This window comes from Ruegeria sp. CI8, assembly GCF_056536865.1.
Window position 1 is genome coordinate 484,537 of sequence record NZ_JBQFQL010000001.1, and the last position, 26,720, is coordinate 511,256.

General features: G+C 62.3%; 25 protein-coding genes. 16 read left to right on the forward strand and 9 right to left on the reverse strand.

The window, feature by feature from the left end; all coding sequences use genetic code 11:
• The first annotated feature begins 59 nt into the window (after nucleotides 1-59).
• From ACR0DA_RS02390 to ACR0DA_RS02450, 13 genes are all read left to right on the forward strand, one after another.
• Nucleotides 60-308: a DUF2484 family protein gene (locus ACR0DA_RS02390; protein ID WP_480752821.1), complete on the forward strand. Its 249-nt coding sequence runs from the start codon at nucleotides 60-62 to the stop codon at nucleotides 306-308.
• Entirely contained in the window at nucleotides 305-547 is a 243-nt protein-coding gene (locus ACR0DA_RS02395) for a DUF2484 family protein (RefSeq protein ID WP_170441924.1), read from the forward strand. The genes ACR0DA_RS02390 and ACR0DA_RS02395 overlap by 4 nt, the downstream gene beginning before the upstream one ends.
• Nucleotides 548-602: 55 nt before the next feature.
• Nucleotides 603-1,529, forward strand: a complete 927-nt coding sequence (gene murB / locus ACR0DA_RS02400) for a UDP-N-acetylmuramate dehydrogenase (protein WP_170598482.1) — start codon at nucleotides 603-605, stop codon at nucleotides 1,527-1,529.
• A 104-nt stretch (nucleotides 1,530-1,633) separates the two neighbouring features.
• Nucleotides 1,634-2,554, forward strand: a complete 921-nt coding sequence (locus ACR0DA_RS02405) for a D-alanine--D-alanine ligase (protein WP_480752823.1) — start codon at nucleotides 1,634-1,636, stop codon at nucleotides 2,552-2,554.
• Nucleotides 2,542-3,549 carry a cell division protein FtsQ/DivIB gene (locus tag ACR0DA_RS02410; protein ID WP_170364558.1) on the forward strand — a complete coding sequence of 336 codons (1,008 nt, stop codon included), beginning with the start codon at nucleotides 2,542-2,544 and terminating at the stop codon, nucleotides 3,547-3,549. The genes ACR0DA_RS02405 and ACR0DA_RS02410 overlap by 13 nt, the downstream gene beginning before the upstream one ends.
• A gap of 7 nt (nucleotides 3,550-3,556) precedes the next feature.
• Nucleotides 3,557-4,891: a cell division protein FtsA gene (gene ftsA, locus ACR0DA_RS02415; protein WP_093964849.1), complete on the forward strand. Its 1,335-nt coding sequence runs from the start codon at nucleotides 3,557-3,559 to the stop codon at nucleotides 4,889-4,891.
• Between the two features lie 19 nt (nucleotides 4,892-4,910).
• Nucleotides 4,911-5,294 carry a hypothetical protein gene (locus ACR0DA_RS02420; RefSeq protein WP_480752825.1) on the forward strand — a complete coding sequence of 128 codons (384 nt, stop codon included), beginning with the start codon at nucleotides 4,911-4,913 and terminating at the stop codon, nucleotides 5,292-5,294.
• A 344-nt stretch (nucleotides 5,295-5,638) separates the two neighbouring features.
• Nucleotides 5,639-7,270: a cell division protein FtsZ gene (ftsZ, locus tag ACR0DA_RS02425; RefSeq protein WP_170368145.1), complete on the forward strand. Its 1,632-nt coding sequence runs from the start codon at nucleotides 5,639-5,641 to the stop codon at nucleotides 7,268-7,270.
• A gap of 213 nt (nucleotides 7,271-7,483) precedes the next feature.
• Nucleotides 7,484-8,404, forward strand: a complete 921-nt coding sequence (gene lpxC, locus ACR0DA_RS02430) for a UDP-3-O-acyl-N-acetylglucosamine deacetylase (RefSeq protein WP_093964852.1) — start codon at nucleotides 7,484-7,486, stop codon at nucleotides 8,402-8,404.
• A 125-nt stretch (nucleotides 8,405-8,529) separates the two neighbouring features.
• The gene (locus ACR0DA_RS02435) at nucleotides 8,530-9,393 is read left to right on the forward strand and encodes an outer membrane protein assembly factor BamD (protein WP_170340921.1); all 864 of its coding nucleotides are present in this window, start codon (nucleotides 8,530-8,532) and stop codon (nucleotides 9,391-9,393) included.
• A gap of 36 nt (nucleotides 9,394-9,429) precedes the next feature.
• Entirely contained in the window at nucleotides 9,430-11,079 is a 1,650-nt protein-coding gene (gene recN / locus ACR0DA_RS02440; RefSeq protein ID WP_480752826.1) for a DNA repair protein RecN, read from the forward strand.
• 101 nt (nucleotides 11,080-11,180) lie between these two features.
• Nucleotides 11,181-12,866, forward strand: coding sequence for a chloride channel protein (locus ACR0DA_RS02445; protein ID WP_480752828.1), 1,686 nt, complete (start codon nucleotides 11,181-11,183; stop codon nucleotides 12,864-12,866).
• A gap of 123 nt (nucleotides 12,867-12,989) precedes the next feature.
• Complete coding sequence (locus tag ACR0DA_RS02450) at nucleotides 12,990-13,655, forward strand: outer membrane protein (RefSeq protein ID WP_480752830.1); 666 nt, start codon at nucleotides 12,990-12,992, stop codon at nucleotides 13,653-13,655.
• A 33-nt stretch (nucleotides 13,656-13,688) separates the two neighbouring features.
• Here the strand turns inward: ACR0DA_RS02450 and ACR0DA_RS02455 are convergent, their stop codons facing one another.
• The 4 genes from ACR0DA_RS02455 to cobS form a co-directional block, all read right to left on the reverse strand.
• Nucleotides 13,689-14,033 carry a DUF427 domain-containing protein gene (locus ACR0DA_RS02455; RefSeq protein WP_170357298.1) on the reverse strand — a complete coding sequence of 115 codons (345 nt, stop codon included), beginning with the start codon at nucleotides 14,031-14,033 and terminating at the stop codon, nucleotides 13,689-13,691.
• Between the two features lie 78 nt (nucleotides 14,034-14,111).
• Nucleotides 14,112-15,902 (reverse strand): aminopeptidase P family protein, encoded by a 1,791-nt coding sequence (locus tag ACR0DA_RS02460; protein ID WP_480752831.1) that lies wholly within the window; start codon nucleotides 15,900-15,902, stop codon nucleotides 14,112-14,114.
• An 84-nt stretch (nucleotides 15,903-15,986) separates the two neighbouring features.
• Nucleotides 15,987-17,864 carry a cobaltochelatase subunit CobT gene (gene cobT, locus ACR0DA_RS02465; RefSeq protein ID WP_170340929.1) on the reverse strand — a complete coding sequence of 626 codons (1,878 nt, stop codon included), beginning with the start codon at nucleotides 17,862-17,864 and terminating at the stop codon, nucleotides 15,987-15,989.
• Nucleotides 17,865-17,989: 125 nt separating this feature from the next.
• Complete coding sequence (gene cobS / locus ACR0DA_RS02470) at nucleotides 17,990-18,976, reverse strand: cobaltochelatase subunit CobS (protein ID WP_093964859.1); 987 nt, start codon at nucleotides 18,974-18,976, stop codon at nucleotides 17,990-17,992.
• Nucleotides 18,977-19,415: 439 nt separating this feature from the next.
• Between cobS and ACR0DA_RS02475 the strand changes: the two genes are divergently transcribed.
• Nucleotides 19,416-20,426 (forward strand): Hint domain-containing protein, encoded by a 1,011-nt coding sequence (locus tag ACR0DA_RS02475; RefSeq protein WP_480752832.1) that lies wholly within the window; start codon nucleotides 19,416-19,418, stop codon nucleotides 20,424-20,426.
• On the opposite strand, the gene ACR0DA_RS02480 is transcribed toward ACR0DA_RS02475, so the two are convergent.
• Complete coding sequence (locus ACR0DA_RS02480; RefSeq protein WP_093964862.1) at nucleotides 20,419-21,039, reverse strand: J domain-containing protein; 621 nt, start codon at nucleotides 21,037-21,039, stop codon at nucleotides 20,419-20,421. The genes ACR0DA_RS02475 and ACR0DA_RS02480 overlap by 8 nt on opposite strands.
• Nucleotides 21,040-21,146: 107 nt before the next feature.
• Here ACR0DA_RS02480 and ACR0DA_RS02485 point away from each other — a divergent pair, with 107 nt between their 5' ends.
• Together ACR0DA_RS02485 and ACR0DA_RS02490 are read left to right on the forward strand one after the other, a co-directional pair.
• The gene (locus ACR0DA_RS02485) at nucleotides 21,147-21,401 is read left to right on the forward strand and encodes a BolA family protein (protein WP_093964863.1); all 255 of its coding nucleotides are present in this window, start codon (nucleotides 21,147-21,149) and stop codon (nucleotides 21,399-21,401) included.
• 82 nt (nucleotides 21,402-21,483) lie between these two features.
• A complete protein-coding gene (locus tag ACR0DA_RS02490) occupies nucleotides 21,484-21,873 on the forward strand; it encodes a DUF805 domain-containing protein (RefSeq protein ID WP_170357302.1) in 390 nt (129 codons plus the stop codon).
• 12 nt (nucleotides 21,874-21,885) lie between these two features.
• Here ACR0DA_RS02490 and ACR0DA_RS02495 read toward each other — a convergent pair whose 3' ends face one another.
• From ACR0DA_RS02495 to ACR0DA_RS02510, 4 genes are all read right to left on the reverse strand, one after another.
• A complete protein-coding gene (locus tag ACR0DA_RS02495) occupies nucleotides 21,886-22,353 on the reverse strand; it encodes a DUF4177 domain-containing protein (protein WP_170434671.1) in 468 nt (155 codons plus the stop codon).
• An 83-nt stretch (nucleotides 22,354-22,436) separates the two neighbouring features.
• A complete protein-coding gene (pepT, locus tag ACR0DA_RS02500; protein WP_480752834.1) occupies nucleotides 22,437-23,693 on the reverse strand; it encodes a peptidase T in 1,257 nt (418 codons plus the stop codon).
• A gap of 149 nt (nucleotides 23,694-23,842) precedes the next feature.
• Nucleotides 23,843-25,354 carry an Asp-tRNA(Asn)/Glu-tRNA(Gln) amidotransferase subunit GatB gene (gene gatB / locus ACR0DA_RS02505; protein WP_480752836.1) on the reverse strand — a complete coding sequence of 504 codons (1,512 nt, stop codon included), beginning with the start codon at nucleotides 25,352-25,354 and terminating at the stop codon, nucleotides 23,843-23,845.
• A 90-nt stretch (nucleotides 25,355-25,444) separates the two neighbouring features.
• A complete protein-coding gene (locus ACR0DA_RS02510; protein WP_480752837.1) occupies nucleotides 25,445-26,692 on the reverse strand; it encodes a hypothetical protein in 1,248 nt (415 codons plus the stop codon).
• Between the last annotated feature and the right edge of the window lie 28 nt (nucleotides 26,693-26,720).

The following is a 26,720-nucleotide window of genomic DNA, read 5'->3' on the forward strand; positions in this document are numbered from 1 at the left end:
GGTGCACAACTTGCGGATGTGTCGCTGCCCTTGCATGTGACTCATTTGCGGAGAGAACCATGGACTATTCCGTCATCTTTGCCGCCCTTTGGGTGATCTGCGCCACTGTCGTTGCGCTGTTGCCGATGCGCCTGCAATTTCCGCCGGGCATCGTGCTGCTGATCTGCGCGCCGGTTCTGATCGTCTGGCTGGGCGTGGCGCATGGCTGGTTGGTCGGAGTGCTGGCTTTTGCCGGGTTCGTATCGATGTTCCGAAACCCCATCCGGTACTACTGGCGCAAATGGTCCGGCCGCGAGGTGGGGCAATGAGCTGGTCGCTTGCGCTTGCAGCCCTGTGGGGCATCGCCGCCAACGTGCTGGCCATGATCCCCAGCAAGGACAACCACTGGACCCGCGCCTATGCGCTGATCGCGGTGGGCATTCCGATCTTGGGTTATGTCACATACGAAAACGGCCCGTGGGTTGGCCTGTTCGTTCTGGCCGCCGGCATGTCAGTGCTGCGATGGCCGGTGATCTACCTTGGGCGGTGGCTGCGGCGGCGGATTTGACCCTGCGGCTTGGAACGGGCTTGCCACGCCCCGCCGAATCCGCGATCTAGCCTCAATGACCACTTTGCCAACGCCTCAAGGCCGCCTGACGCCGAACCGACCACTGAACGACCTCACCTGGCTGCGTGTCGGCGGCCCGGCTGATTATCTGTTTCAGCCGGCTGACCTTGAGGATTTGCAGGCTTTCCTGCGCGACCTTCCGGCCGAGGTGCCGGTGTTCCCGATGGGCGTCGGCTCGAACCTGATCGTCCGCGACGGGGGGCTGCGGGCCGTGGTGATCCGGCTGGGGCGCGGCTTCAACGGCATATCGGTCGAGGGCACCACCGTCAACGCGGGGGCAGCCGCGCTGGATGCGCATGTGGCGCGCAAGGCGGCGGATGCGGGGGTGGACCTCACCTTTCTGCGCACCATTCCCGGTTCCATCGGCGGGGCCGTGCGGATGAACGCCGGGTGCTATGGCAGCTACACGGCGGATGTGCTGCAATCGGCCACCATCGTCACCCGGCAGGGCGAGGTGGTGGAACTGACGCCCGCCGATCTGAACTTCCGCTATCGCCAATCCGACCTGCCCGAAGGTGCGGTGCTGGTGTCGGCCACGTTCCAAGGCCCGTCGGGTGACCCGGCCGACCTGCATGCCCGGATGGAGGCGCAGCTGAAAAAGCGAGACGAGACCCAGCCCACCAAGGACCGCAGCGCCGGGTCGACCTTCCGCAATCCGGCCGGGTTTTCCTCGACCGGGCGGGCAGACGATGTGCACGACCTGAAGGCCTGGAAGGTGATCGACGACGCCGGAATGCGCGGCGCCCGGCGCGGGGGCGCACAGATGAGCCACAAGCATTCGAATTTCCTGATCAACACTGGAAACGCCACCGCCGCCGACCTCGAAGGGCTGGGCGAAGAGGTGCGAAAAAAGGTTTACGAAACAAGCGGGATCACGCTAGAGTGGGAAATCATGCGGGTCGGTGATCCGCTGACAGATTGAAGCCCCGACCGTCAGACCAAAACAGGCAAATTCAGGCGACGGATCAAAGGCATAACGAAATACGGACCACCAGATAAGGTCCGGGGACATTGAGGCGCACGAACGTGGGTAGGTCGAGCAGGACAAACCCCAAAGTGGCGGTATTGATGGGTGGCCCCTCGGCGGAACGCGAGGTGTCTCTCAGCAGCGGGCGCGAATGCGCAGCCGCCCTTGTGGGAGAAGGGATCGAGGTCGTCGAACTGGACGCCGGTCCTGACCTTTGTGCGCGTTTGCAGGACATCAAGCCCGACGTGGTCTTCAACGCCCTGCATGGCCGCTGGGGCGAGGACGGTTGCGTGCAGGGTCTGCTGGAGTGGCTGCGGATGCCCTACACGCATTCCGGGGTGCTGGCCTCGGCGCTGGCCATGGACAAACAGCGCAGCAAAGAGGTTTTCGGCGCGGCCGGCCTGCCCGTGGCCGACAGCGTGATCGTCCCGAAATCGGACGTGATGGCGGGGCACGTCATGCCCGCGCCATATGTGGTCAAGCCCAACAACGAAGGTTCCAGTGTCGGGATCTACCTTGTGTTCGAAGGGTCGAACGGCCCGCCGCAGCTGTCGGATGACATGCCCGAACAGGTCATGGTCGAACAATACGTGGCCGGGCGCGAGTTGACGGTGACCGTGATGGGCGACCGCGCCCTGACCGTGACCGAGATCCTGACCGACGGCTGGTATGACTACGACGCCAAATACAAGCCCGGCGGATCGCGCCACGTGCTGCCCGCCGACATCCCGCAGCGGATCTTCGATCTATGCATGGATTATGCCCTGCGCGCCCACCAGGTTCTGGGGTGCCGGGGCGTCAGCCGCACCGACTACCGCTGGGACGACGCCAAGGGCGAAGAGGGCCTGTTCCTACTGGAGACCAACACCCAGCCGGGTATGACCCCCACCTCGCTGGTGCCTGAACAAGCCGCGCATCTGGGCATGACCTTCGGCCAGCTCTGCGCCTGGATGGTCGAGGACGCCTCATGCGACCGCTGACCGCCACTCGTGCGCCGGTGATCCACCGCGCCAAGCCTCTGTCCGGCCCTGATGCCGAGTTCCAGTCTGCGGACGCCGACGCCGAACGTGCTGAGCCCAAATTGCGGTTGCGCGGTGGTCGGTTGTTCCGCCGTGGCAGAGGCCGTGCGGACCCGGCACCGTCGCGGTTCAGTTATCGGTTCCAGCGATGGATGCTGACGCCTGGAATCCGGCTGGGGGTCAAGATCGGAGTGCCGCTCTGCGCGGTCGTGGCGACGGTTGGGCTCTACTTCGCAGCCGAAGATCGGCGAGAAGCGGTTCGGGCGCAGGTGGACAACTTGATTACGTCGTTCCAGGAGCGTCCTGAATTCATGGTCAAGCTCATGGCGATCGACGGGGCGGGGGCCGGCCTTGCTGATGACATCCGCGAAGTCGTGCCTTTGGACTTCCCGCTCAGTTCTTGGGACCTGGATGTCGAGCAGATCCGAGACACGATCACCGGCTTGGACCCGGTCAAATCGGCAACCGTGCGGATCCGTCCGGGCGGCATTCTGCAGGTCGATGTTGTCGAACGTCAGCCCGTGATCGTCTGGCGCACTCGTGAAGGCATCCAGCTGTTGGACGAAACGGGCACCCACGTGGCCGAGATCGCGGCTCGGACCGAGCGCTCCGATCTTCCGCTGATTGCCGGTCAAGGCGCAGATCAGCATGTGGCCGAGGCACTGGAACTTCTCGCCACCGCGCGCAGCCTAGGCAGCCGGGTGCGCGGTCTGGTCCGCGTCGGCGAGCGGCGCTGGGACCTGGTTCTGGACCGAGGCCAACGGGTCATGCTGCCGACGGAACGTCCGGTGCGTGCGCTCGAGCGTGTACTGGCGGTGAACGAGGTGCAGGACCTTTTGGAACGGGATGTTGCCGTGGTCGATATGCGCATAGGGGCGCGGCCGACCATTCGGATGACAGAAGCCGCCAGCGCAGACTGGTGGAATACAAAAGTGACTATGGGTAACGGGCAGTAATACGATGATGACGGATCTCTATCAGTCTCAACGCGCAATGCGCCAGATGCGCAGACAGGCCATGCAACGCGGTGTCGTTGCGATCCTGGATGTCGGAAGTTCCAAGATCGCCTGTCTTGTGCTGCGGTTTGATGGGTCGGCGCGGCTCAGCGAGGACAACTCGATCGGGTCCATGGCCGGGCAGACCGGGTTCCGGGTGATCGGTGCGGCGACGACCCGATCGCGCGGGGTGCGCTTTGGTGAGATCACGGCCATGCAGGAAACCGAGCGCGCCATCCGCACCGCGCTGCAGGCTGCTCAGAAGATGGCCGATATCAGGGTAGACCATGTGATCGCCTGTTTCTCGGGGGCAAACCCTCGGTCTTATGGGCTGGATGCGCAGGTGGATCTGGACGGTCAGCTGGTGACCGAGGCCGAGATCGGTCGTGTCCTGAACGCCTGCGATGTCCCGGACTATGGGGCAGGGCGCGAGGTGCTGCATGCACAACCTGTGAACTTCGCTCTGGACAACCGATCTGGCTTGATCGACCCGCGGGGGCAGATGGGTCAGACGCTTGCGGTCGACATGCACATGTTGACGGTCGATGCGGTGGCGATTCAGAACATCGTTCGTTGCGTCAAGCGGTGCGACCTGGAATTGGCCGGCATCGCGAACTCGGCCTATGTGTCGGGGATTTCTGCGCTGGTTGAAGACGAACAGGAACTTGGAGCGGCCTGTATCGACATGGGTGGTGGGTCCACCGGCGTTTCGATCTTTATCAAAAAGCACATGATCTACGCCGACAGTGTCCGCATGGGCGGGGACCATGTCACCAGTGACATTTCGATGGGGCTTGGTGTGTCCGCCTCGGTTGCCGAGCGGATCAAGACCTTCAATGGCGGGGTTCACGCCACCGGAGCCGATGACCGCGACATGATCGACATTGGCGGCGACACCGGGGATTGGGAACACGACCGGCGTACCGTCAGCCGTGCCGAGCTGATCGGCATCATGCGCCCGCGAGTCGAGGAAATCCTCGAGGAAGTCCGCGTTCGGCTGGACGCTGCAGGGTTCGAACATATGCCAAGCCAACAGATCGTTTTGACCGGTGGAGCCAGTCAGATCCCCGGTCTGGATGGGCTGGCCAGCCGGATACTAGGTCAGCGGGTGCGTCTGGGCCGACCGCTGCGTGTGCATGGGTTGCCGCAATCTGCGACAGGCCCGGGGTTCTCCTCGGCGGTTGGTCTTGCGCTGTTTGCGGCGCATCCGCAGGATGAATGGTGGGACTTTGAAATCCCGGTCGATACCTACGCAGCACGGCCATTCAAGCGTGCCGTGCGCTGGTTCCGTGACAACTGGTAGGTTCCTGCTCCGGGCTGCGGTGTTTTACGCAGCCTGGGTTCCGGCTGCGGCTGTCGCGCAGACCCGTATCTCGCCCGAAGCATTCCTTGACGCGGTGGTCGGGAAAACCGTCACGTTCCACGAATTGACCAGCGGTATGCTTGTCGGCACCGAGGAGTTCCTCAGCCCAACCCGCTCGGTCTGGCGGCGAGAGGGCGAGGGCTGCGTCTATGGCCAGATCACGACGCCGGACGGCAAGCTGTGCTTCCTCTATGACACCGAGCCCGGCCCGGTATGCTGGTGGCCATTCGAGCATGATGGGCGGTTGCTGGTCAGGATCGCGCGGCTGGGGGATGGCGAAATCCAGGAAGTCAGCGGGTTTTCGGACGACGGCCTGGATTGTCCTTCCGTTCCCATCAGCTGAAAATTCCGGTTGCGGTGCAGGGATTTATCCCTCAGAATATCGACAAGGCCCGTCAGAGGCTCGTCGGCAGGACCCGAGCAGTCAGCCGCAGTTTGAACAGGATGTCCAGCATCGCACCCGCCAAATCAGGCTGGGGGTTTTCGCGTGTGTGGTGGTCTGTCCGCCCTGAACCGCTAGATTTGCGCAGTCGGGCGAAATGCCGCGAAAAACCGCCTTATTTCTTCCATATTTTGTGGATTCACGCGATTTTTGGCGTGACGTTTGACGTTTGGAAAGGTAGAATCACAAGCGGATAGGCAAGAAAAACACCGCTTTGCGGGATCATAAATACAGGCGGACAGAGCATGACATTGAATCTTTCGATGCCCGGGCACGACGAACTCAAGCCTCGGATTACGGTATTTGGCGTAGGCGGTGCAGGTGGAAACGCCGTCAACAACATGATTGAAAAACAACTCGACGGCGTTGACTTCGTGGTGGCCAACACGGACGCGCAGGCACTGCAGCAAAGCCGCTCGTCGGCGCGGGTGCAGTTGGGCATCAAGGTGACCGAGGGTCTGGGCGCAGGCGCCCGCGCATCGGTCGGCGCCGCCGCCGCCGAAGAAAGCATCGAACAGATCGTCGATCACCTGGCCGGCGCGCATATGTGCTTCATCACCGCCGGCATGGGCGGGGGCACCGGCACCGGCGCCGCTCCGATCATCGCGCAGGCTGCGCGTGAACTGGGTGTGTTGACCGTGGGCGTAGTGACCAAACCGTTCCAGTTCGAAGGCGCCAAGCGCATGCGTCAGGCCGAAGACGGTGTCGAGGCGCTGCAGAAGGTCGTCGATACGCTGATCATCATCCCCAACCAGAACCTGTTCCGTCTGGCCAACGAAAAGACCACGTTCACCGAGGCCTTCTCGATGGCCGATGACGTGCTGTATCAGGGCGTCAAGGGCGTAACCGACCTGATGGTGCGTCCGGGCCTGATCAACCTCGACTTCGCCGACGTCCGCGCGGTGATGGACGAGATGGGCAAGGCCATGATGGGTACCGGCGAGGCCGAGGGCGAAGATCGCGCCATCCAGGCCGCGGAAAAGGCCATCGCAAACCCGCTGCTGGACGAAATCAGCCTCAAGGGCGCCAAGGGCGTATTGATCAACATCACCGGCAGCCATGACCTGACTCTGTTCGAACTGGACGAGGCCGCCAACCGCATCCGCGAGGAAGTGGACCCCGAGGCCAACATCATCGTCGGCTCGACGCTGGATCCCGAGATGGAAGGCAAGATGCGCGTCTCGGTCGTGGCAACCGGCATCGATGCCAGCGAAAGCGGCTCCGAGGCGCCGGCTCCGCGCCGGTCCATGTCCGCTCCTCTGACCCGTACCGTATCGGCGGAAGAAGAAGCAGCACAGCCGGCTCCGGTCGCGGCGGAAGTTGCTGAACCGGCTCCGCAGCCCGAAGCTCCGCGCGAACCGTCTCTGTTTGAAGCGGCCGAAGAGCCTTCGCACACGACTTTGCAATTCGGTCAAGGCGCGGATGAGGCTGTCGAGGACGATGACGACGGGCTGCCTCCTCCGGCCTATCAGCCACGCAGCGCCGAGTTCGATCCGCAGCCCGAGCCGGTCGAACGCCCGGCGGAAAGCTATCAGCCGCAACAGGTGCCGCATACCCCTGGAACGCCTTCGCCGGCCGCGCTGGAACGGCTGCAGGCGGCTGTTCAGAACGTACCGACTTCGGCCCAGCGACTGACCGCGTCGCGCCCGCAGGAACCGGCGCCGCAGCGCCAGCCCGCCGCCGAGGAACGGCCGCGGTTCGGGTTCAACCGTTTGATCGACCGGATGACTGGGCACGCCCCGGATACCCCCGCTCAACCGGCCCGGCAACAGCCTGCGATGCGCCAGACTGACGCTACGGCACCCTCGCATGAAGAGGTCGATCCCGAGCAGGAGCGTATCGAGATTCCGGCTTTCCTGCGCCGTCAGGCCAACTGATCGCGGTAACAATATCCACTCACGGGGTCGCCGAAAGGCGGCCCTTTTTCCTTTTGATGCAAACGTTTAAGTGCCAGTAAGCAGGGTTTTGCCGATCTGTTGCAGAACTGTTTCATTCAGTTACAAAGAGTGAGTTGAGCCTTGACCCGCGCTTCCTTAACTGAGGGTGCAACACAGCCGAAAAAGGCTGGACACCGCTCACCGAGGTTCAATTTGCAACAGACGCTCAAATCTTCGATCACGTTCAAAGGCGTGGGCCTGCACAGTGGCAAGCCCGCGACGATGGTTCTGAAACCGGCAGCTGCCGGTCACGGGATCTGGTTCAAGCGGACTGATATCGAACTGGGCAATGCGTTGATCCCGGCCATCTACGATGTGGTCGAACGAACCCAACTGTGTACGCGCCTCGTCAATGACGCAGGCGTTTCGGTGTCAACCGTCGAGCACATCATGGCCGCGCTGGCAGGGTGCGGGATCCACAACGCCCTGATCGAGATTGATGGACCCGAAGTTCCGATCATGGATGGTTCGTCGATCGACTTCGTGCGCGGTATCATCGCCAAGGGTGTCCGCCGTCAGGCCAGCCCGGTTCTGGCGTATGAGGTCCTCAAGCCGGTCGTGGCAGAGCGGGAAGGTGCCCGTGCCTCGATCCGGCCGGCTGACGGTTTGATCATCGAGTTCCACATCGATTTCGAAGACACTGCGATCGGCAGCCAGTCGAAGATCCTGGATATGCGCAACGGGTCGTTTGCTCGGGAACTGTCCGACTGCCGGACCTTCTGCCGCCGAACCGATGTCGAGGCGATGCGCGAAAACGGTCTGGCCTTGGGCGGCACTCTGGAGAATGCGGTTGTTGTTCAAGGGGCCGAGGTGCTGACACCGGGTGGCTTCCGTCACCAGGATGAAGCCGTGCGCCACAAAATGCTGGACGCGTTGGGAGACCTGTATCTGGCCGGCGGCCCGATCTTTGGTCACTTCGTCGGCGAGAAATCCGGCCATGCCATGACCAACACATTGCTGCGCAAGCTGTTCGAGACGCCTGGCGCCGTGCGTCCGGTGCTGTGCACGCCTGAGCAAGCCGCACAACTTCCCGGGCAAGGGTTGGTCTGGGACGAAATCCCCGAAGTTGCCTGATCCGGCACGGCCCGGCGACAAATCGGTCGCGGGGCCGATAAGGCGTTTTGCACCGGAATTTTATGTGCTAGACCAAAGCTCAATCCGGGGTTACCCAAAGAGACAAGACGACTAGGATGGGCGGTATGGTTGGCACCAAAGCGGCAGTCAGGCTTGCGGGCGCGATTCTTCTGGCAGCTACTTTGACGGCCTGCGGCAACGCGGGTGGCCTGTTTGGTAACAAGGGCGCTGACAAGTCCCAGAACCTTGAAGGCTTTACGCCCGAGCAGATCTACACCCGTGGCGAATACGAGCTTGCGCAGAATCGTCCCGCAGATGCGGCCTGGTACTTTTCCGAAGTCGAACGGCTTTATCCCTATTCCGACTGGGCCAAGCGGTCACTGATCATGCAGGCTTTCGCGTTCCACTCGGACAAGGAGTATGAAGAAAGCCGCGCCGCCGCGCAGCGGTATATCGACTTCTACCCAACCGACGAAGACGCAGCTTATGCGCAGTACCTTCTGGCGCTCAGCTACTATGACCAGATCGACGAGGTCGGCCGCGACCAGGGTCTGACCTTCCAGGCGTTGCAGGCGCTGCGCACCGTGATCGAGGTCTATCCCGACAGCGAATACGCCACCTCGGCGGTGCTGAAATTCGATCTGGCCTTCGACCATTTGGCGGGCAAGGAAATGGAGATTGGGCGCTATTACCTGCGTCAGGATCACTATACCGCGGCCATCAACCGTTTCCGTGTCGTGGTCGAGGATTTCCAGACCACCAGCCACACAGCCGAGGCGCTGTACCGCTTGGTCGAGGCCTATCTGGCCTTGGGTCTGGTCGATGAGGCTCAATCGGCCGGCGCGATTCTGGGCTACAACTACCAGTCGTCTGAATGGTACGACGCGGCTTACAAGCTGCTGACCTCGCGTGGGCTCGAACTAAAGAGCCGCGGCAACAACTGGCTCAGCACGATCTACCGCCAGACGATCAAGGGCCAGTGGTTGTAATCGCCATGGTCACAGGCTTGGGACGCTGACGACCCGATGCTGCGCGCCCTTGATATCCGCGATATGCTGATCATTGATCGGCTGGAGCTGACCTTTCAGCCGGGCTTGAACGCGCTGACCGGAGAGACGGGCGCGGGCAAGTCGATCCTGCTCGACTCGTTGGGCTTTGTGCTGGGCTGGCGCGGTCGGGCCGAACTGGTCCGGCAGGGGGCCGCGCAGGGCGAGGTCGTGGCCGAGTTCGAACTGCCCGAGGACCATCCCGTCCATGCGATCTTGGCCGAGGCTGGTTTGCCCGGCGGGTCGGAGCTGATCCTGCGCCGCGTCAACACTGCCGAGGGGCGCAAGACCGCTTGGGTCAACGACCGCCGCTGCTCTGGCGAGGTGCTGCGGGCGCTGTCAGAAACCTTGGTCGAACTGCACGGCCAGCATGATGACCGCGGCCTGCTGAACCCGCGCGGCCATCGCGCGATGCTGGACGTCTATGCCGGGGCCGAGCCGCAATTGGCCGCCGTGCGCGCCACTTGGACCGAGATGGCGCGGGCCCGCAAGGCCCTGGCCGAGACCGAGGCCGCCGTGGCCGCCGTGCGCAGCGAAGAAGAATTTCTGCGGCATTCCGTGGCCGAACTCGACAAACTTGATCCGCAGCCGGGCGAGGACGCCGAACTCGACGCGCGCCGCCGGATGATGCAGGGGGCCGAGCGCATCCGTGACGACGTGGCCCGCGCCTTTGCCATGCTGGGCGGTGACGGGGCCGAAGGGGCGATGACGGATGCCGTGCGCTGGCTAGAAGGTGTCGCCGACCGGGCCGAGGGCCAACTGGACGAGCCGATCGCGGCCCTTGGGCGCGCCCTTATCGAACTGGGCGAGGCGCAGGACGGCGTGACCGCCTGTCTCGAGGCGCTGGACTTCAACCCGGCCGAGTTGGAGCAGACCGAGGAACGTCTATTCGCCATCCGAGCGCTGGCCCGCAAACATGACGTGGCCCCCGATGACCTGAGCGGTTACGCCGACACGCTGCGCGCCCGGCTGGGCCAGCTTGAGGCCGGTGACGCCGACCTGGCCGACCGCCGTGCTGCGGTGCAGGCCGCGCAGGCCACCTATGACGCGGCCGCCGAGGCACTCAGCGCCCTGCGGCGCGAGGCTGCCGGCCGGTTGGACGCGGCGGTGATTGCCGAGCTTGCGCCGCTCAAGATGGAGCGTGCGGTGTTCCAGACCCAGATCACGCCCGCCGACCCCGGACCCGAGGGGCAGGACGCCGTGGCCTTTACCGTGGCCACCAACCCGGGCGCCCCGTCGGGCCCGCTGAACAAAATCGCCTCGGGCGGGGAGCTCAGCCGCTTTCTGCTGGCGCTCAAAGTGTGCCTGTCGGACGACGACAGCACCCGCACCATGATCTTTGACGAGATCGACCGCGGGGTGGGCGGCGCCACTGCGGACGCCGTGGGCCGCAGGCTTGCGGCGCTGGCGCAGGGCGGGCAGGTGCTGGTGGTAACCCATTCGCCGCAGGTCGCTGCCCGCGCGGCGCATCACTGGCGGGTTCAGAAACACGTGACCGACGGGCAGACCCTGTCGACCGTCCTGCCGCTGTCCGAACCGGACCGGATCGACGAGATCGCGCGCATGGTCTCGGGCGACGTCATCACGGATGAAGCCCGCGCGGCCGCCCGTTCGTTGTTGCAAGCCTGATGCAGCCGGGCGGCGACACTTGCCTTCAATATCTTGTCAGCCGACTTTTCTAAGCGCCCGGCGTGGCTTAGTAAGGGATACCTGTTTATCCGCAAAGCCCCATGACACAATCAACCCGAACCGTCCTGCGCACTCAGCTCAACCAGGCCCTGGCCGCGCTCAAGGACGCGTGGCGGGTACTGCGGCACCGCGGGCCAAGCCAGATCCAGTTCTGGTTCATCGCGCTGGTGATCGGGATCACGGCGGGCTTCATGGCTTTGGGATTTCGCAAGGGGATCGCGGCCCTGCAAGCGCTGGTCTATCAGACCGACGACATCCTGTTTCTGCACAGCTTTGCCGAGAAACTGCACTGGGCCTGGATTTTGGCGATCCCCACGGTTGGAGGGCTGGTCGTCGGGATCATCCTGCACCGCTTTACCGATGACGGGAGAGTTCGGTCTGTCGCCGATGTGATCGAAGGATCCGCGATAAGCGATGGCCGGGTCGAAACCAAAGCCGGGGTCGCGTCGTTTTTCGCCTCGCTGATCACACTCAGCACGGGCGGGTCGACGGGCCGCGAAGGGCCAGTGGTGCACATGGCGGGCGTGATTTCGACCTGGGTATGCCAGCGTATCAACGCGGATGGAATAACCGGCCGCGACCTGCTGGGCTGCGCCGTGGCCGCCGCTGTATCGGCCAGCTTCAACGCCCCGATCGCCGGAGCGCTGTTCGCGCTGGAAGTCGTGCTGCGCCATTTTGCAGTCCACGCATTCGCACCGATCGTGATCGCGTCGGTGGCTGGCACCGTCATCAATAGGCTGGCATATGGCGATGTGACCGAGTTTGTCCTGGACACGCCCGGATCCCTGCAATTCTACGTCGAACTTCCGGCCTTTTTGATCCTTGGGCTGATCTGTGGGCTGGTCTCGTTGTTGCTGATGCGGTCGATCTTTTTTGCAGAAGACTTTGGCAACCACGTGCAGGCGCGCCTGTCGCTGCCGCGTTGGCTGCGACCCGGCGTGTCCGGCGCGATGCTAGGCGTGCTGGCGGTTTGGTTTCCGCATATCATCGGCGTCGGATACGAGACGACCATCCGTGCCCTGACCGGAGATCTGGTGCTGACCACGGCCATCCTGTTTGCCGTGATGAAAACCGTGGCAGTGGCCATAACCATGGGTGGACGTATGGGCGGCGGGGTATTTTCTCCGTCGTTGATGATCGGCGCGCTGACCGGCCTCGCCTTTGGCCTGATCGCCACAGGCCTTCTGCCAAGCGTGTCGGGCACGCATACGCTATATGCTTTTGCCGGCATGGGTGCTGTTGCGGCGGCGGTTCTGGGCGCTCCGATCTCGACCACGTTGATTGTTTTCGAACTGACCGGAGACTGGCAGATCGGGCTTGCCGTGATGGTCTCGGTGTCCATGTCCACGGCGTTGGCCTCGCGCCTTGTGGACCGGTCCTTCTTTCTGACCCAGCTCGAGCGCCGCGGGGTGCATTTGGCCGCCGGGCCACAGGCTTATTTGCTGGCGATGCTGCGCGCCGGGGCCGTGATGCGACCGCTGGGAGATCCGAATACGGCAAGCAGGGAAGAGGTTCAGGAGATGATTGAGCAGGGTCTGTGCGTCCGGGCCAGCGCAACCCTCGAGGCGGCAATGCCGTATTTCGATCGAGAAGGAATCACCTGGCTCCCGGTGGTTGTTCGGGATGATGACGGGGTCGAGAACCCGGTCGGAGCCTTGTACCACGTGGACGCATTGAAGGCGTACAACCGTGCACTGGCCGCAACAGCGGCCGAGGAACACTCATGACGAAGCAGTGGCAGGCCAGTCACTGAGAGTTTCTCTTTGATTTTGACACCTTGTCAAAGAATGGGAGCATTGTAGCCTGATTGAAGAATTATCCCTGATAGTCACTTTTATTGAGGTCTGAACATGTCTTTCGAAAGGTCTTCTTTGCTGACTGTGGTGGTTGCGGTTTCGATGATTGGTGCTGTCCCCGCACGGGCGCAGGAGGCTCCGTACGTGACCGGCTTTCTCGGTATCACCGATATGGGCGACTATGATTTTGATTTTTTCCAGACAGTTCCTTCGGTCGTGGTTGGCCAAGGCACCATCACAACCGACAATGGCGTAACCTACGGTCTGGCCATGGGACTGCGTGTCGCACCGAATCTGCGGGCCGAGTTCGAACTTTCATATGCTTCGAATGATACCAAGGAAATCGGTCGCCCGTTTACTCAGTATGACGGAAGCTTTGATGCGACCTTCGGGATGGCAAACCTTTGGTATGACGTCCCGGTACAGGGCAGGTTCAAGCCCTATGTTGGTGGCGGGCTCGGGTTTGCACGCGTGTCCCACGACGGTCAGTCCGGTGCTGGCGTGACACTGGTCGATGACAGTGACACCGCCATTGCGGGGCAATTGGGGTTTGGCGGACGTTTTCAGGTAGGGGAACGCGGGAACATTGACATCGGGTACCGCTACAAGACGACCGGCGATCTTGATTTCGCCACGACCCAAGTGTTCATCCCGACAGATCTCGCGAATGGCCGCTACTCTTCGCACTCGCTCATTCTCGGATACAGCTACAGTTTCTGACAGACGTAGTTGAGGGCCAGGTTTGTCCAGCCCTCAAATCTGTTCGACCTTCACCGACTCCAGCGGGTAGAACGCAAGGTAGCCCTTGATTTGGGCAACGGCGGGTATCGGATCTTCATAGCTCCAGACCGCGTTCTGCGTCACGCTCGACTTGTTGACGATCGAGTAATGCGTGGCATCGCCTTTGTGCGGGCAATGGGTCAACTTTTCGGTCTTGTCCAGAAAGGCCATCGCGATGTCTGCGCGTGGAAAGTAGATGACGGGGGCCAGATCGCCTTCCAACAGTTCCAGGGCGTTGGTCGTTTCGCCCAGAATCGCGCCACCGGACCTGACGCACCACTTGCCAGGTGCTTTGCGGATCTTGATGTAGTCTGTCATGTCTGCTCCTACCCTCGTCGTCGCGGCCTCGTTGTGGTCAGGCCTTCGCCTATGCCCATAGTATGTGACAAACGGGTGTCACAAGGGCGCGGTTGCGGCATCCAACCACAGTTGCGCGGCATGTGACAGTCTTGGCCGGACTTTTTCCGCCACGTCCCGGTGATACGCGTTCAACCAATCACGCTCGGCAGTGGTCAGCATGTCGACGACGATCAGGCGTCGATCGATGGGGACATATGTCAGTGTCCGCCAGCACAGCATCGCGCGCTCGGGGTCTGCGCCGGGCAGGGCGGGGGCCTCCTCAACAACCAGCAGGTTCTCAATCCGAATGCCGAAGGCACCTTCGCGGTAGTAACCCGGTTCGTTCGACAGGATCATCCCGGGCTCGAGCGGAACGTGGCTGACCCGCGCCAGGCGCTGTGGCCCTTCGTGAACGCTCAGGTATGCGCCGACACCGTGGCCGACGCCGTGATTGAAATCCTGGCCCGCGGCCCACAAAGGTGCCCGGGCGATGCACTCGATGTCTCGACCGGCCAGACCAACGGGCCAGCGCAGTTGCGACATCGCGATCATTCCCTTCAGAACCCGGGTAAAGCAGGTTTTTTCCTCGTCTCCCACCGTGCCGATGGGGATCGTCCGGGTGATGTCCGTGGTACCATCCAGATACTGCCCGCCGCTGTCCAGAACCAGAATATGACCGTCCTCAAGCCGGCTGTCGGTTTCTTCGGTCACTCTGTAGTGCATGATGGCGCCGTTTGGCCCGGTGCCGGCAATGGTGTCGAACGAGATATCCTGCAACGCATTGTCGCGCCGCCGGTTCTCCTCCAACCGTGTGACCACCTGCGTTTCGGTCACGCTGCCGGGTGGTTGGGCATCCAGCCAGCACAGTGTTTCGATGACTGCGGCGGCGTCACGAAGATGCGCGGCGGCGCTGCCGGCAATTTCGGCTTCGTTCTTGCAGGCCTTGGGGCGGGCGCAGGGATCGCCACCGTCCACAGCCCGGTCGCCAAGCACATCGGCAACGGCCTGCGGCAGAGTTCCCATGTCCACTTGCACCGCGCCCGCAAGCGCCGCAACAGCGTTCAGGAACGCGTCGGGTTCGTGGACCGAAACCCGCGGCCCCAGATGGTCGTCCATCCCCTTCAGCTTTTTTGCGGCCATGAACAGGTCCACGTGCCCGTCGGCCTGCAAAATCGCAAACCCATGCGCAACCGGGTTGTAGGGAATGTCTGACCCGCGGATGTTCAGCAGCCACATGATCGAGTCCGGCAACGTGATGACGGCAGCCGACCTCCCGTTCTGAGCCAGAACCGAAGCCAGCTGCGAGACCTTGCTTTCGGCGCTTTCGCCTGCAAATTCCAGCGGGTGCACCTTGACCGGGTTCATTGGCGGTGGTGGCTGATCGGACCAGATGCGGTCCACAAGATTGTCTGACGGAACCAACTGGATCCCGCTATTCTGCAGTTCGGCCCGGGTTGCGGTGATCTGTCCGGCGGAATGCAGCCACGGATCGAACGCCACCTTCCCTCCATCGGGCAGCTGCTGCTTCAACCACGCCGAAAGGCTTAAGTCGGGCCACGGTACCGGCGTGAAATCGGACGCCACCTGCGCCTTGACCTGAGTGCGATACCGACCATCCACAAATACGCCGGCCACGTTTCGCAGCGCTGCGCAGAACCCGGCAGAACCAGTGAACCCGGTCAGCCATGCCAGCCGCCCGTCGCGGGCGGCCACATATTCGCCCTGATGCGCGTCGGCACGCGGGACGATGAAGCCATCCAGTCCTTCGCGCTCCAATTCTTTGCGCAACGCCGCCAAACGTGGCGGCCCCTGTTCGGGCCGCGCCGTGACTTCGAAAGACTGGAACATCTGCTTCTCCTTCGGCTCACTACAGGTCTTGCTCGCCTGCCTTCACCTATCTTTGAAATGCTCCCGCTGGAGGCAAGACCGGCCTCAGCCGGCCTTTTTCATGCCCATCACGCGGGCCCGCGCGCGCGGGTCGCTGTCGAACAGCGCGGCTAATTGCTCGGTCATCGCTCCTGCCAGCTGTTCGACATCGGTGATCGTGACCGCACGATCATAATAGCGGGTGACGTCGTGGCCGATGCCGATGGCCAGCAACTCGACCATCTTGCGCTTTTCGACCATGGCGATGACATCGCGCAGATGCTTCTCAAGGTAGTTGGCTGGGTTCACGCTGAGCGTTGAATCATCGACCGGAGCGCCATCCGAGATCACCATCAGGATCTTGCGCTGTTCACGACGCGCCAGCATCCGGCGGTGGGCCCATTCCAACGCCTCGCCGTCAATGTTTTCCTTCAGCAGGCCTTCTTTCATCATCAGGCCAAGGTTGGGCCGTGCGCGGCGCCAAGGCGCGTCGGCGCCCTTGTAGACGATGTGGCGTAGGTCGTTCAGGCGGCCGGGTTGCTGTGGGCGGCCATCGTTCAGCCACGCCTCACGCGCTTGTCCACCCTTCCATGCCCGCGTCGTGAAGCCCAAGATCTCGACCTTCACGTTGCACCGTTCCAGCGTGCGGGCCAAAACATCGGCGCAGATCGCTGCAATGGAAATCGGTCGTCCACGCATCGAGCCCGAATTGTCCAGCAACAGTGTCACCACGGTGTCGCGGAACTCGGTATCCTTCTCGACCTTGAAGCTGAGCGGTGTCGTGGGGTTGGCCACCACCCGCGCCAGCCGACCGGCATCCAGAATGCCCTCTTCGCGGTCAAACTCCCAGCTGCGGTTCTGCTGTGCCTGAAGGCGGCGCTGCAGCTTGTTGGCCAAGCGGCTGACGGCGCCCTTCAGCGGCTCGAGCTGCTGATCAAGATAGGCCCGCAGCCGTTCCAGTTCGGCGGGTTCGGCAAGGTCCTCGGCCGCAATCTCTTCGTCATGCGTGCTCAGGTAGACCATGTAGTCCGGATCGGCCTCGGATGCGGGCGGAGGGGCAGGCGGCTCCAAAGGCGCTTCGCCCTCGGGCATCTCGGCTTCTTCACCCATCTCGTCCTCGGCCATCTCGTCCATCGAGACCTGCGCCTGAGACTGATCCTGTTGCTCTTCCTGAGTTTGCTCGGGCGTCGCGTCGGCGTCCTGGTCGTCTTGGTCGTCCTGGCCGGTGCTGTCCGGATCGGGCTGTTCTTCGGCGTCTTCCTCGGCCTGATCTTCCTGATCTTCGTCCAGTTCGTCCGGGTCGTCACCCAACTGGTCGCCATAGCCCAGATCCTTGATCATCTGGCGGGCGAATTTGGCGAATTCGGCCTGATCCGAGAGCACCTCGTCGAGATTCTCCAACACCCCGCCGGCCTGTTCCTCGATGAATCCGCGCCACAGGTTCATGACGTTCTCGGCTGCAGCGGGCAGATCACGCCCGGTCGCCAGATGACGGATCAGATAACCCGCCGCCACCGCAAGCGGTGCCTCCGAGGGTTGCTTGCATTGGTCATAGCCGCGCCGCAACGCCTCGTGGCCGATCTTGACGTCAATGTTCGAAGCCGTGCCGGGCATGTCCCGGGCGCCCATCGCTTCGCACCGGGCGGTTTCCATCGCTTCATAGAGGTCGCGCGCCATATCTCCCGGAGGCGCATATCGTGCATGCGTCGCATCGTCATGGTAGCGCCGGTTCAGCGCCAGGGCATCTGCGGTGCCCCGCGCCAAAAGAACCTCTTCGCGTGTCATTCGGCGTGACACCTGCGGCAGGCGCATCGAGTCTCCGGACAGGCCCGACGGGTCGACGGAATAGCTTACCGACAACTCGGGATCATCGGCCATGACCTTGGTCGCCTCGGCCAGAGCCTTCTTGAACGGATCAGCAGGGTTGTCGTTCTTCTGCGCCATATCTATCAGCCCTCACTCACGCCCTTAGGCCCGACGCCCGGTTAAAGTGGCCGGACCCCGTCTTCATCTGGCCCCCGATGTCCCCGCCGGGGGCGTTGCGCCCGATCTGGGCGCAATCGATGCCATCAACCCAGGCTCACGCTGGCCGCGCTTTCCGGCAGTTCTTCGTCAAAACAACGCTGATAGAACTCGGCAACGGTCTGCCGTTCCAACTCGTCGCATTTGTTCAGGAAAGACAAGCGGAAGGCGTAGCCCACGTCGCGGAAGATCTCGGCGTTCTGCGCCCAGTTGATAACGGTACGCGGGCTCATCACGGTCGACAGATCGCCGTTCATGAACGCCGTCCGGGTCAGGTCGGCAACGGTGACCATCTGGCTGACGGTCTTGCGGCCTTTTTCGGTGTTGTAATGCGGCGCCTTGGACAGAACGATCATCACCTCGGCGTCGTGGCTGAGGTAGTTGAGCGTCGCCACCAGCGACCAGCGGTCCATCTGGGCCTGGTTGATCTGCTGAACGCCATGATACAGGCCGGTGGTGTCACCCAGACCCACGGTGTTGGCGGTCGCGAACAGGCGGAAATAGGGGTTCGGCGTGATGATCTCGTTCTGGTCCAGCAAGGTGAGCTTGCCGTCATGCTCCAGAACCCGCTGGATCACGAACATCACGTCGGCGCGGCCGGCATCGTATTCGTCAAACACGATGGCCACAGGGTTGCGCAGCGCCCAGGGCAGGATGCCTTCGTGGAATTCAGTAACCTGTTTGCCGTCGCGCAGCTTGATCGCATCCTTGCCGATCAGGTCGATCCGGCTGATGTGGCTGTCCAGATTGACGCGCACGGCAGGCCAGTTCAGTCGCGCAGCGACCTGCTCGATATGGGTCGATTTGCCGGTGCCGTGATAGCCTTGGATCATCACCCGGCGGTTGTGGGTGAACCCGGCCAGAATTGCCAGCGTGGTTTCGGGATCAAACTTGTAGGTAGGGTCGATTGCCGGCACGCGGTCGCTGCTTTCGGCGAACCCTTTGACGGACATATTGCTGTCGATCCCGAACACGTCACGGACCGAGATCTCTTCGGTGGGTTTTGCGTTGATATCGGTCGATCCGTCAGCCATGCGCCTTGTCCTTATCCTTTGGCCCGTTTTGCCGGGTTTGAACCAGTGTGTGGTGCAACATATTGCAGGCAAGGGCAAGGGAAAGCCGTTCGCGCCGTCGCGTAGTCCGGTGTTTCTTTGAAACTGGCTATATACACGGGCGGTCGGCCGCGGATGGGCGGGATATCCGGAGGTCCGCACCATGCGGTTCCCCGGATCATCCGAGTGTGCACCGGCGTAGTTGGGGCCGGATGTAAGAAACAAACACTCGCCGGCAATTCGGATTGGTCGGGATTTCGTTGTGGGGCAACACGCAAATCCGCCCAATCGGGCCGACACTAGGCAAAATAAATTCAAACAATATAATACCTTCAGTTCTTGGTTTGAGCGGGACGCGCGCTGTGATTCAATTCGCCGCCGGTGTGGCGGTGCACCAGGGCGCAACCCGTCGGGTGTTTGCATGGTTTCGACCCCAATTGATCCGCTTGACGCGGTCCTTCTGACCATATCAGGGGACACATCCGGCACGGTGACGGGCGAGCCCCCTTTGCCGGCGACTGGCGAGCTGGACGGAACAATTGGTGTCCCAGGCCCTGGATGGACGCCATTTGCCACTTTCTGGGAGATTTCGACGCCGCCGCAGTTCGGTACGGCATCAATCACGCTGGTCAGCGGGCAATGGACCTATGAGGTGGACCCCGCCTACTACGACAGCCTCGATCCCGGCACGTACACCGACACCTTCGTCGTGCGCGGTGTTGGCACCGCGTTCAACCCGGGTGGGGAACTGATCGGAGGCGAGGCGTTTCAGACCATCACCATCGAGATCGAGGTCGTCTGCTTTGCCTTGGGTACACTGATTGAAACCCCATCCGGGCCAGTGCCGGTGGATCAGCTGGAACCCGGAGATCTGGTTCTGACCATGGATCGCGGGGCGCAGCCGGTTCGATGGGCGGAATCCGCGCGTATATCAACGGATCAACTGGACCAGAGTCCGCATCTCTGTCCGATCGAAATCGCGCCGGGCGCGCTTGGGCCGAACCGACCATCCAGATCGCTGCGGGTATCTCCACAGCACCGCATGTTGCTGGACGGCCCGCTGGTGGAATTGCTGTTCGGCGAGCCCGAGGCCTTGGTTGCGGCTTGCCATCTGGTCGGCCTGCCCGGAATTCGCTGGGTCCGTCCGCGTGATGGCGTGACCTATGTGCATGTCCTGCTGGACCATCACGAAATTCTGTTCGCAGAAGGTGCGCCCGCCGAAAGCCTGTTTCTGGGAGAAGAGGCGCTGACAACGCTCAGCTCGGACGGGTTGCAGGAACTGGCCGACATTTTCGGAGACCGACTGAACGCGCTGGTCGATGGGTTCCCAAACTTGGCGCGCCGGGCGCTCAAACGGTTCGAGGCGCAGGTCTTCCTGTCCGAATACGTCCAAGCAACGGACCGGTCCGCCGCGGCGGCCGAACTTACTTGAAGTTCCTGCTGTCCTTGATTTGATCCCAGGCCCAGACGACTTCCTGCAGCTGTTCTTCCTGGCTGCGGTCGCCGCCGTTCATGTCCGGGTGCAGTACCTTGATCAGCTTTTTGTAGGCTTTGCGAACCTCGGCCTTGGTCCAGGTGTCCTTGGCTTCGAGGATTTCGATCGCACGACGCTCGGTTGGCGGCAGGCGACGGCCTGTTGCGGCCCGACCGGGGTTCTTGGTCGCGTTTTCGCCCAGAACCTGATGCGGATCTTCAATGCCAAGCCGGGCCCAGGCCCGCGCCTCGGGATCGCCCATCGGCTTGGTTTCGCGTTCCCACACTTTGTCTTTCGACCGTTGGGCGTTCAACTCGGCCTCGGTGGTGCCGTCGAAGAAATTCCACTTCTGGTTATATTCGCGCACGTGCTGCTGGCAGAACCAGAAAAAGTCGTCCAGCACATCCGGCGCTTTGGGCGCGCGGAACTTGCCGGCTTCCTGGCATCCTTCGTGGTCACAGACCCGGGTCGAGGTCTCGGACGCGCCCGACATGCCCCGACGCCCGCGCGGATTTTTCTTCTTGGCGCTGGACACCGACATGTCGAATCCGAAGGGATCTGATTTCACCATATGCTCATCCTCATGAACGTGTCTTTTCGACTCGGAGGCAGCAGTTTAATCTAAGTGATCGAAAGTAGAAGAGGGGCGCGGCAAAATAATTGCCGCTGAGCGTAAAAATGACCGTGACCGACGAAATCCGCCAGCGATTGCAGGCCGAGTTCAACCCGCGTGAGCTGGAAGTCGTGGATGACAGTGAACGCCATCGCGGCCACGCAGGGTTTCAGGAAGGCGGCGAAAGCCACTTTAACGTCCGCATTCGCGCTGCCGCGTTTCAGGGGCAGTCCCGCGTTGCGCGCCACCGGGCCGTTCACAAGGCCCTGGGCGACATCGTTCCGCGCATCCACGCCCTGGCTTTGGACATCGGTGATTGAAGCCTTCCGCCCGACTTTTCCGATTATTGTCGGTTTTTTCCAATAATCTGCTATGTTTCCCGTGATTTGCGCGGAGGAAACTATGGAACAGATGAGCCACGCCGTTCGTACGGTGCTGTCAAAATACGCAACTTTTCAGGGGCGCGCGCCGCGCTCCGAGTTCTGGTGGTGGGTGTTGGCGATCTTTCTGGTGCTGATTGTCACTCGTCTGATCGACGGGGCGTTGGTGGCCCCTTTGCTGGGGTTCAGCGCATTCGCGCCCGAAGCTGGTCAGCCGTTGTCATTTCTTGTGGCGCTGGGCGTGATCGTGCCGAACATCGCTGTGGGCGTGCGGCGTCTGCATGACACCGGGCGGTCCGGTTGGTGGATCCTGATCGGTCTGATTCCGCTGATCGGTACGCTGATCCTTCTGTATTTCTACATTCAACCCAGCGAGCCGGCGGAAAACGCCTATGGTGCCGCGCCGGCCTGACGGGGCCTTCGCCTAGCTGTCGGGCTTTTCTTTCTCTTCCTCGGCATCCGCTTTGGGGGCATCTTCTGACTTGGCCGGCTTCAGCGTCAGCGGCGGGTCGTCATGATCCTGCGCGATGCGGGCCGGAGCCTCGACTTGACCCGCCGCAGCCGCATCGTCCGGGCCAGGAACCGGCCGTGCCAGAGGAGTGTCATCCGCTTCTGGCGGGGTCAGGAGTGCGGCGACGTCGTCGTTGGCGACTTCGGTTTCGACCGCACGGCGAAACACCAGAACATTGCGCCAGTTTTCGGCGGACCCGGTCAGGCCGACCCGCTCCTCGCTGGGCAGCAGCTCTGCGCGCTGGTATTCCCAGCCTTTCGCACCCAACTCGTTCAGCAAATGCTCGATGGTGACGGCAAACCGGCCCTCGGGTGTTTTGACCCCCTTGGCTTTGGTGCCTTTCTTGGGGGCCGGGACGACCTTGTATTCGTAACGCTGCATCAATGGTTCCTGAACTGGTGTTGGCGGGCAATGTATCGTTCCGTCCGGGACGGGGAACAGAAAACTTCACGCCCCGGCGAATTTCAGCCTCGACTGTTGCTTTCCCCATGCGTCGCCTTTGAGGCGATCTTCAGGCACAGCTCGGTCGCCACCGCCATGTCCTGGACCGAGATCCACTCCAGCGGCCCGTGGATGCATTGCATCCCGGTAAAGATGTTGGGGCAGGGGGTGCCGAACTCGGTCAGGCGCGACCCGTCCGTGCCGCCGCGGATCGGAACCGAGACCGGCTCGATCCCCATGTCGCGGCAGGCCTCGCGCGCCAGATCCACCGGTGTCATGTCCTTTTCCAGCCAATAGCGCATGTTGCGGTACTGGTGGCTGATCTCGACGCTGATCCTAGCGCGCGGTTCGCTGGCCTGCACCGCGTCGCAGACCTTGCGCACCAGTTCGCCCTTGGCTTCCAGCCCGTCCATCTCGAAATCGCGCAGGATCAGTTTGATCTCCATCTCGGACGAGCCGCCGTTCAGATCGGTCACGTGGATGAACCCTTCGCGCCCGTCGGTGACTTCGGGGGTCATGGTGGCCTGCGGCAACGTCTGCACGATCTTGGCCGCCAGATGGGTCGCGTTCACCATCTTGTCCTTGGCCAGGCCCGGGTGAATCGAAACGCCCTCGATCCGGATCACCGCCCGGTCAGCCGAGAAGCTCTCGTATTCGATCTCGCCCAGTTGCTGACCATCCAGCGTATAGGCGAAGTCGGCGCCCAGATCCTTGGGAAGCGCCTCGGTCACGCCGCGGCCGATTTCCTCGTCGGGGGTAAAGGCGATGCGGATCGGTCCATGCGCGATCGTCCTATCGGCCAGCAGGTGCCCGGCCATGGTCATGATGATCGACACGCCCGCCTTGTCGTCGCCGCCCAGTAGCGTGGTGCCCGAGGCGGTGATCAGGTCGTCGCCGACCTTGCTGGCCAGATAGGGATGCTCGGCTGGGGACAGCACCAGCGACGGATCGTCGGGAAAGGTGATGTCGCCGCCATTGTAGCCCTTGATGACCCGCGGCTTGACCCCGGTCGCGTTGAACTGCGGCGCGGTGTCCACATGGGCCAGAAAGCCGATGGTCGGCCCCGGCGCGGTGCCCGGAATGGTGGCCAGAACGACGCCATAGTCCGTAATGGTCACATCCTGCGCGCCCATTTCGGTCAACTCCTGCCGCAGCAGGTTCAGCATACCGTATTGGATTTCCGTGCTGGGGGTGGAGGGCGAGTTTTCGTCGCTCTGGCTGTCGATGGCCGCATAGCGAACCAGCCGGTCCTCCAGCTCCTGGTCAAATCTGTTCTGCATGGCACCTTACCTCTCTGACCCAGACAAAGGCCGCAACCGGCCGCCCGAGTCAAGCGCGGCCTCGGGTCCGGAAAGCGTCAAGAACTGCGGGTAAAACTTTGTACAAACCGGACAAACCCTGCTGCCCGGCCTGTGCAAACCGAAAGACCTTATTGGCCCAGCTTCTGCGCAACCAACTGGTTGACCGCCTTGGGGTTGGCCTTGCCGCCGGTGGCCTTCATCACCTGTCCGACGAACCAACCGGCCAGTTTCGGGTTCACCTTGGCCTTCTCGACCTGCGCCGGGTTGGCAGCGATGATCTCGTCCAGCGCGGCCTCGATGGCACCGGTGTCGGTCACCTGCTTCATGCCGCGTTCTTCGACGATCTGCGCCGGGTCGCCGCCTTCGGTATAGACGATCTCGAACAGGTCCTTGGCGATCTTGCCCGAGATGGCGTCCGAGGCGATCAGGTCGATGATCCCGCCCAGCTGCGCCGGTGAAACTGGCGAGTCGGTGATGTCGCGGTCGTCTTTCTTCAGGCGGCCGAACAGCTCGTTGATGACCCAGTTCGCGGCCAGCTTGCCGTTGCGGCCCTTGGCGACCTCTTCAAAGTACACGGCCGATTCAACCTCGGCGGTCAGCACCGATGCGTCATAATCGGTCAGGCCGAAATCGTTGATGAAACGGGCCTTTTTTTCGTCCGGCAGTTCGGGCAGCTTGGCGGCGATGTCATCGACCCAGGCCTGCTCGATCTCAAGCGGCAGCAGGTCGGGGTCGGGGAAATAGCGATAGTCATGCGCCTCTTCCTTGGACCGCATCGAGCGCGTCTCGCCCTTGTCGGGGTCATACAGGCGGGTCTCCTGCTCGACCTTGCCGCCGGCCTCGATGATGGCGATCTGACGGCGCGCCTCGACCTCGATGGCCTGCTGGATGAAACGCATCGAGTTCATGTTCTTGATCTCGCAACGCGTGCCCAAGTGCGAAAAGTCCTGCGTTTCCATGTACTTTTCATAGTCGCCCGGGCGGCAGATCGACACGTTCACGTCGGCCCGCAGGTTGCCGTTCTGCATGTTGCCGTCGCAGGTGCCCAGATAACGCATGATCTGGCGCAGCTTGGCGATATAGGCCGCGGCCTCTTCCGGCCCGCGGATGTCGGGGCGCGACACGATCTCCATCAGGCAGACGCCGGTGCGGTTCAGGTCGACGAAGGACATGTTCGGATCCATGTCGTGGATCGATTTGCCTGCGTCCTGCTCCATATGAATGCGCTCGATCCGCACCATGCGCGCGGTGCCGTCGCCCAGTTCCACCAGAACTTCGCCTTCGCCGACGATCGGGTGATACAGCTGGGAAATCTGGTAGCCCTGAGGCAGGTCGGGATAGAAATAGTTCTTGCGGTCAAAGGCCGATTTCAGGTTGATCTGCGCCTTCAGGCCAAGGCCCGTGCGCACCGCCTGTTCCACGCAGAACTCGTTGATCACCGGCAGCATGCCCGGCATGGCCGCATCCACGAAAGACACGTTCGAGTTCGGCTCGGCCCCGAATTTGGTCGATGCCCCCGAGAACAGCTTGGCATTGGACGAGACCTGCGCGTGCACCTCCATCCCGATCACCAGTTCCCAGTCGTGCTTGGCACCGGCAATGGTCTTGGGTTTGGGCAGTTCATAGGTCAAGTCGAGCATGGCGCGCCTCATTTCCGCAGAAGTTCAGGCATGGGTATTATGCCCGGCAAGGCCAAGGGGCAAGGGGCAAAGGGCGCCGAGACGCAATTCTCAGTGGCTGGTCAGTTGCAGACCTGAAGGCGTGAAGGTCACGTCGGTCCCGTTGCGCAGTTCCTCGCGGAACAGATCACCGATGGCGCGCAAGGCGTCACGTTGTCCACGTGCCGCGAACCGCTCGGGTGAGTTGACGCGGACCGAATTGTTGAACCCGTTGGCCGCGTGGGCCCAGATGAGCGGATGCAGTTCGGTCAAATGATCGCGGATCAGCCATTGAGCGGCCTCCCGGATTTGGGACCGGACCAGATCGGCCTTGTCATCCAGACCGAACCCATTCTGCACCGTGATCGCGCAATACGAGGCCAGCAGATTGATCGTTTGCTGGTCCGGCATCCGTTGCACAATGTCGCGCAGACCTTCTAGAAAATACTCGACGTCCAGCCGCGCGCAGGCTTGTTCATCCAATGCAATTGCGTCGAACTGAACCCATGTGTATCCGCCGGCACCCCACGTGTCGCGCGTGTTCGCGGCATTGCGCAGGGCCTGCACCTCAAGCTCTTCATAGCTGCCGAACCATCGCGGCAGCAGGTGGCTGCCCATCGCGCGCATGTGTCGATGGTTTCGCGGATCCAGCGAAATAAGGCGTTCGTATTGATCCGCCACCCGGGCCCTCTTGGTGCGCTGACCAGCCAGCAGGGCACAGTCGGCGGCGGCGACCACAGGGCTGTCCGGCAGCGCCTTTCGGCACTCGGGAAGGATGGCTGCAGCCCGGTCGAAATGTGCAGCACAGCGTGAACGATGCAGCGGCGGCAGCGCCGCGTCCAGAGCCGTGCCACGCCACGCCCATGCCAGATCGATGTGGGCCAGAGCGACGATGAGAGCAATCATCGGATCATCGGGATGATCCTGTTTCACACCCTCAAGTTCGGAAATACCGCCAAGCAGGTCGTACTCGGCGATCGCACCGCCGTCGGACAGCGCGTGTTCGGCGGCCAGGACAACATCCGATCGCGCGCCAAACGCCAGAAGATCGGCGATGGGCAGCCCGTCCGGGGCAGTTGTCCGCGCTTGGTCCGCGGCCCGGATCTCGGCTGACAGTTCGGCCCAGCGATCCTGCCGAGCAAGATGGCGCCCGCGTTCGATCATGTCCCGCCCGATCAGGTCAGCCGCACCCAGTTCCGCAACGGGAATATTGAGACGCCCGACATCTTCCAGACAGCGGGAACCCGCGTCCGAAACCGGAGCCACGTGACTTGATAGGGGACTGATACGGGCAAGACCTGCCCAGAACGACCGGAACATCGAAAACACTCGAAACTGTACAAACTTG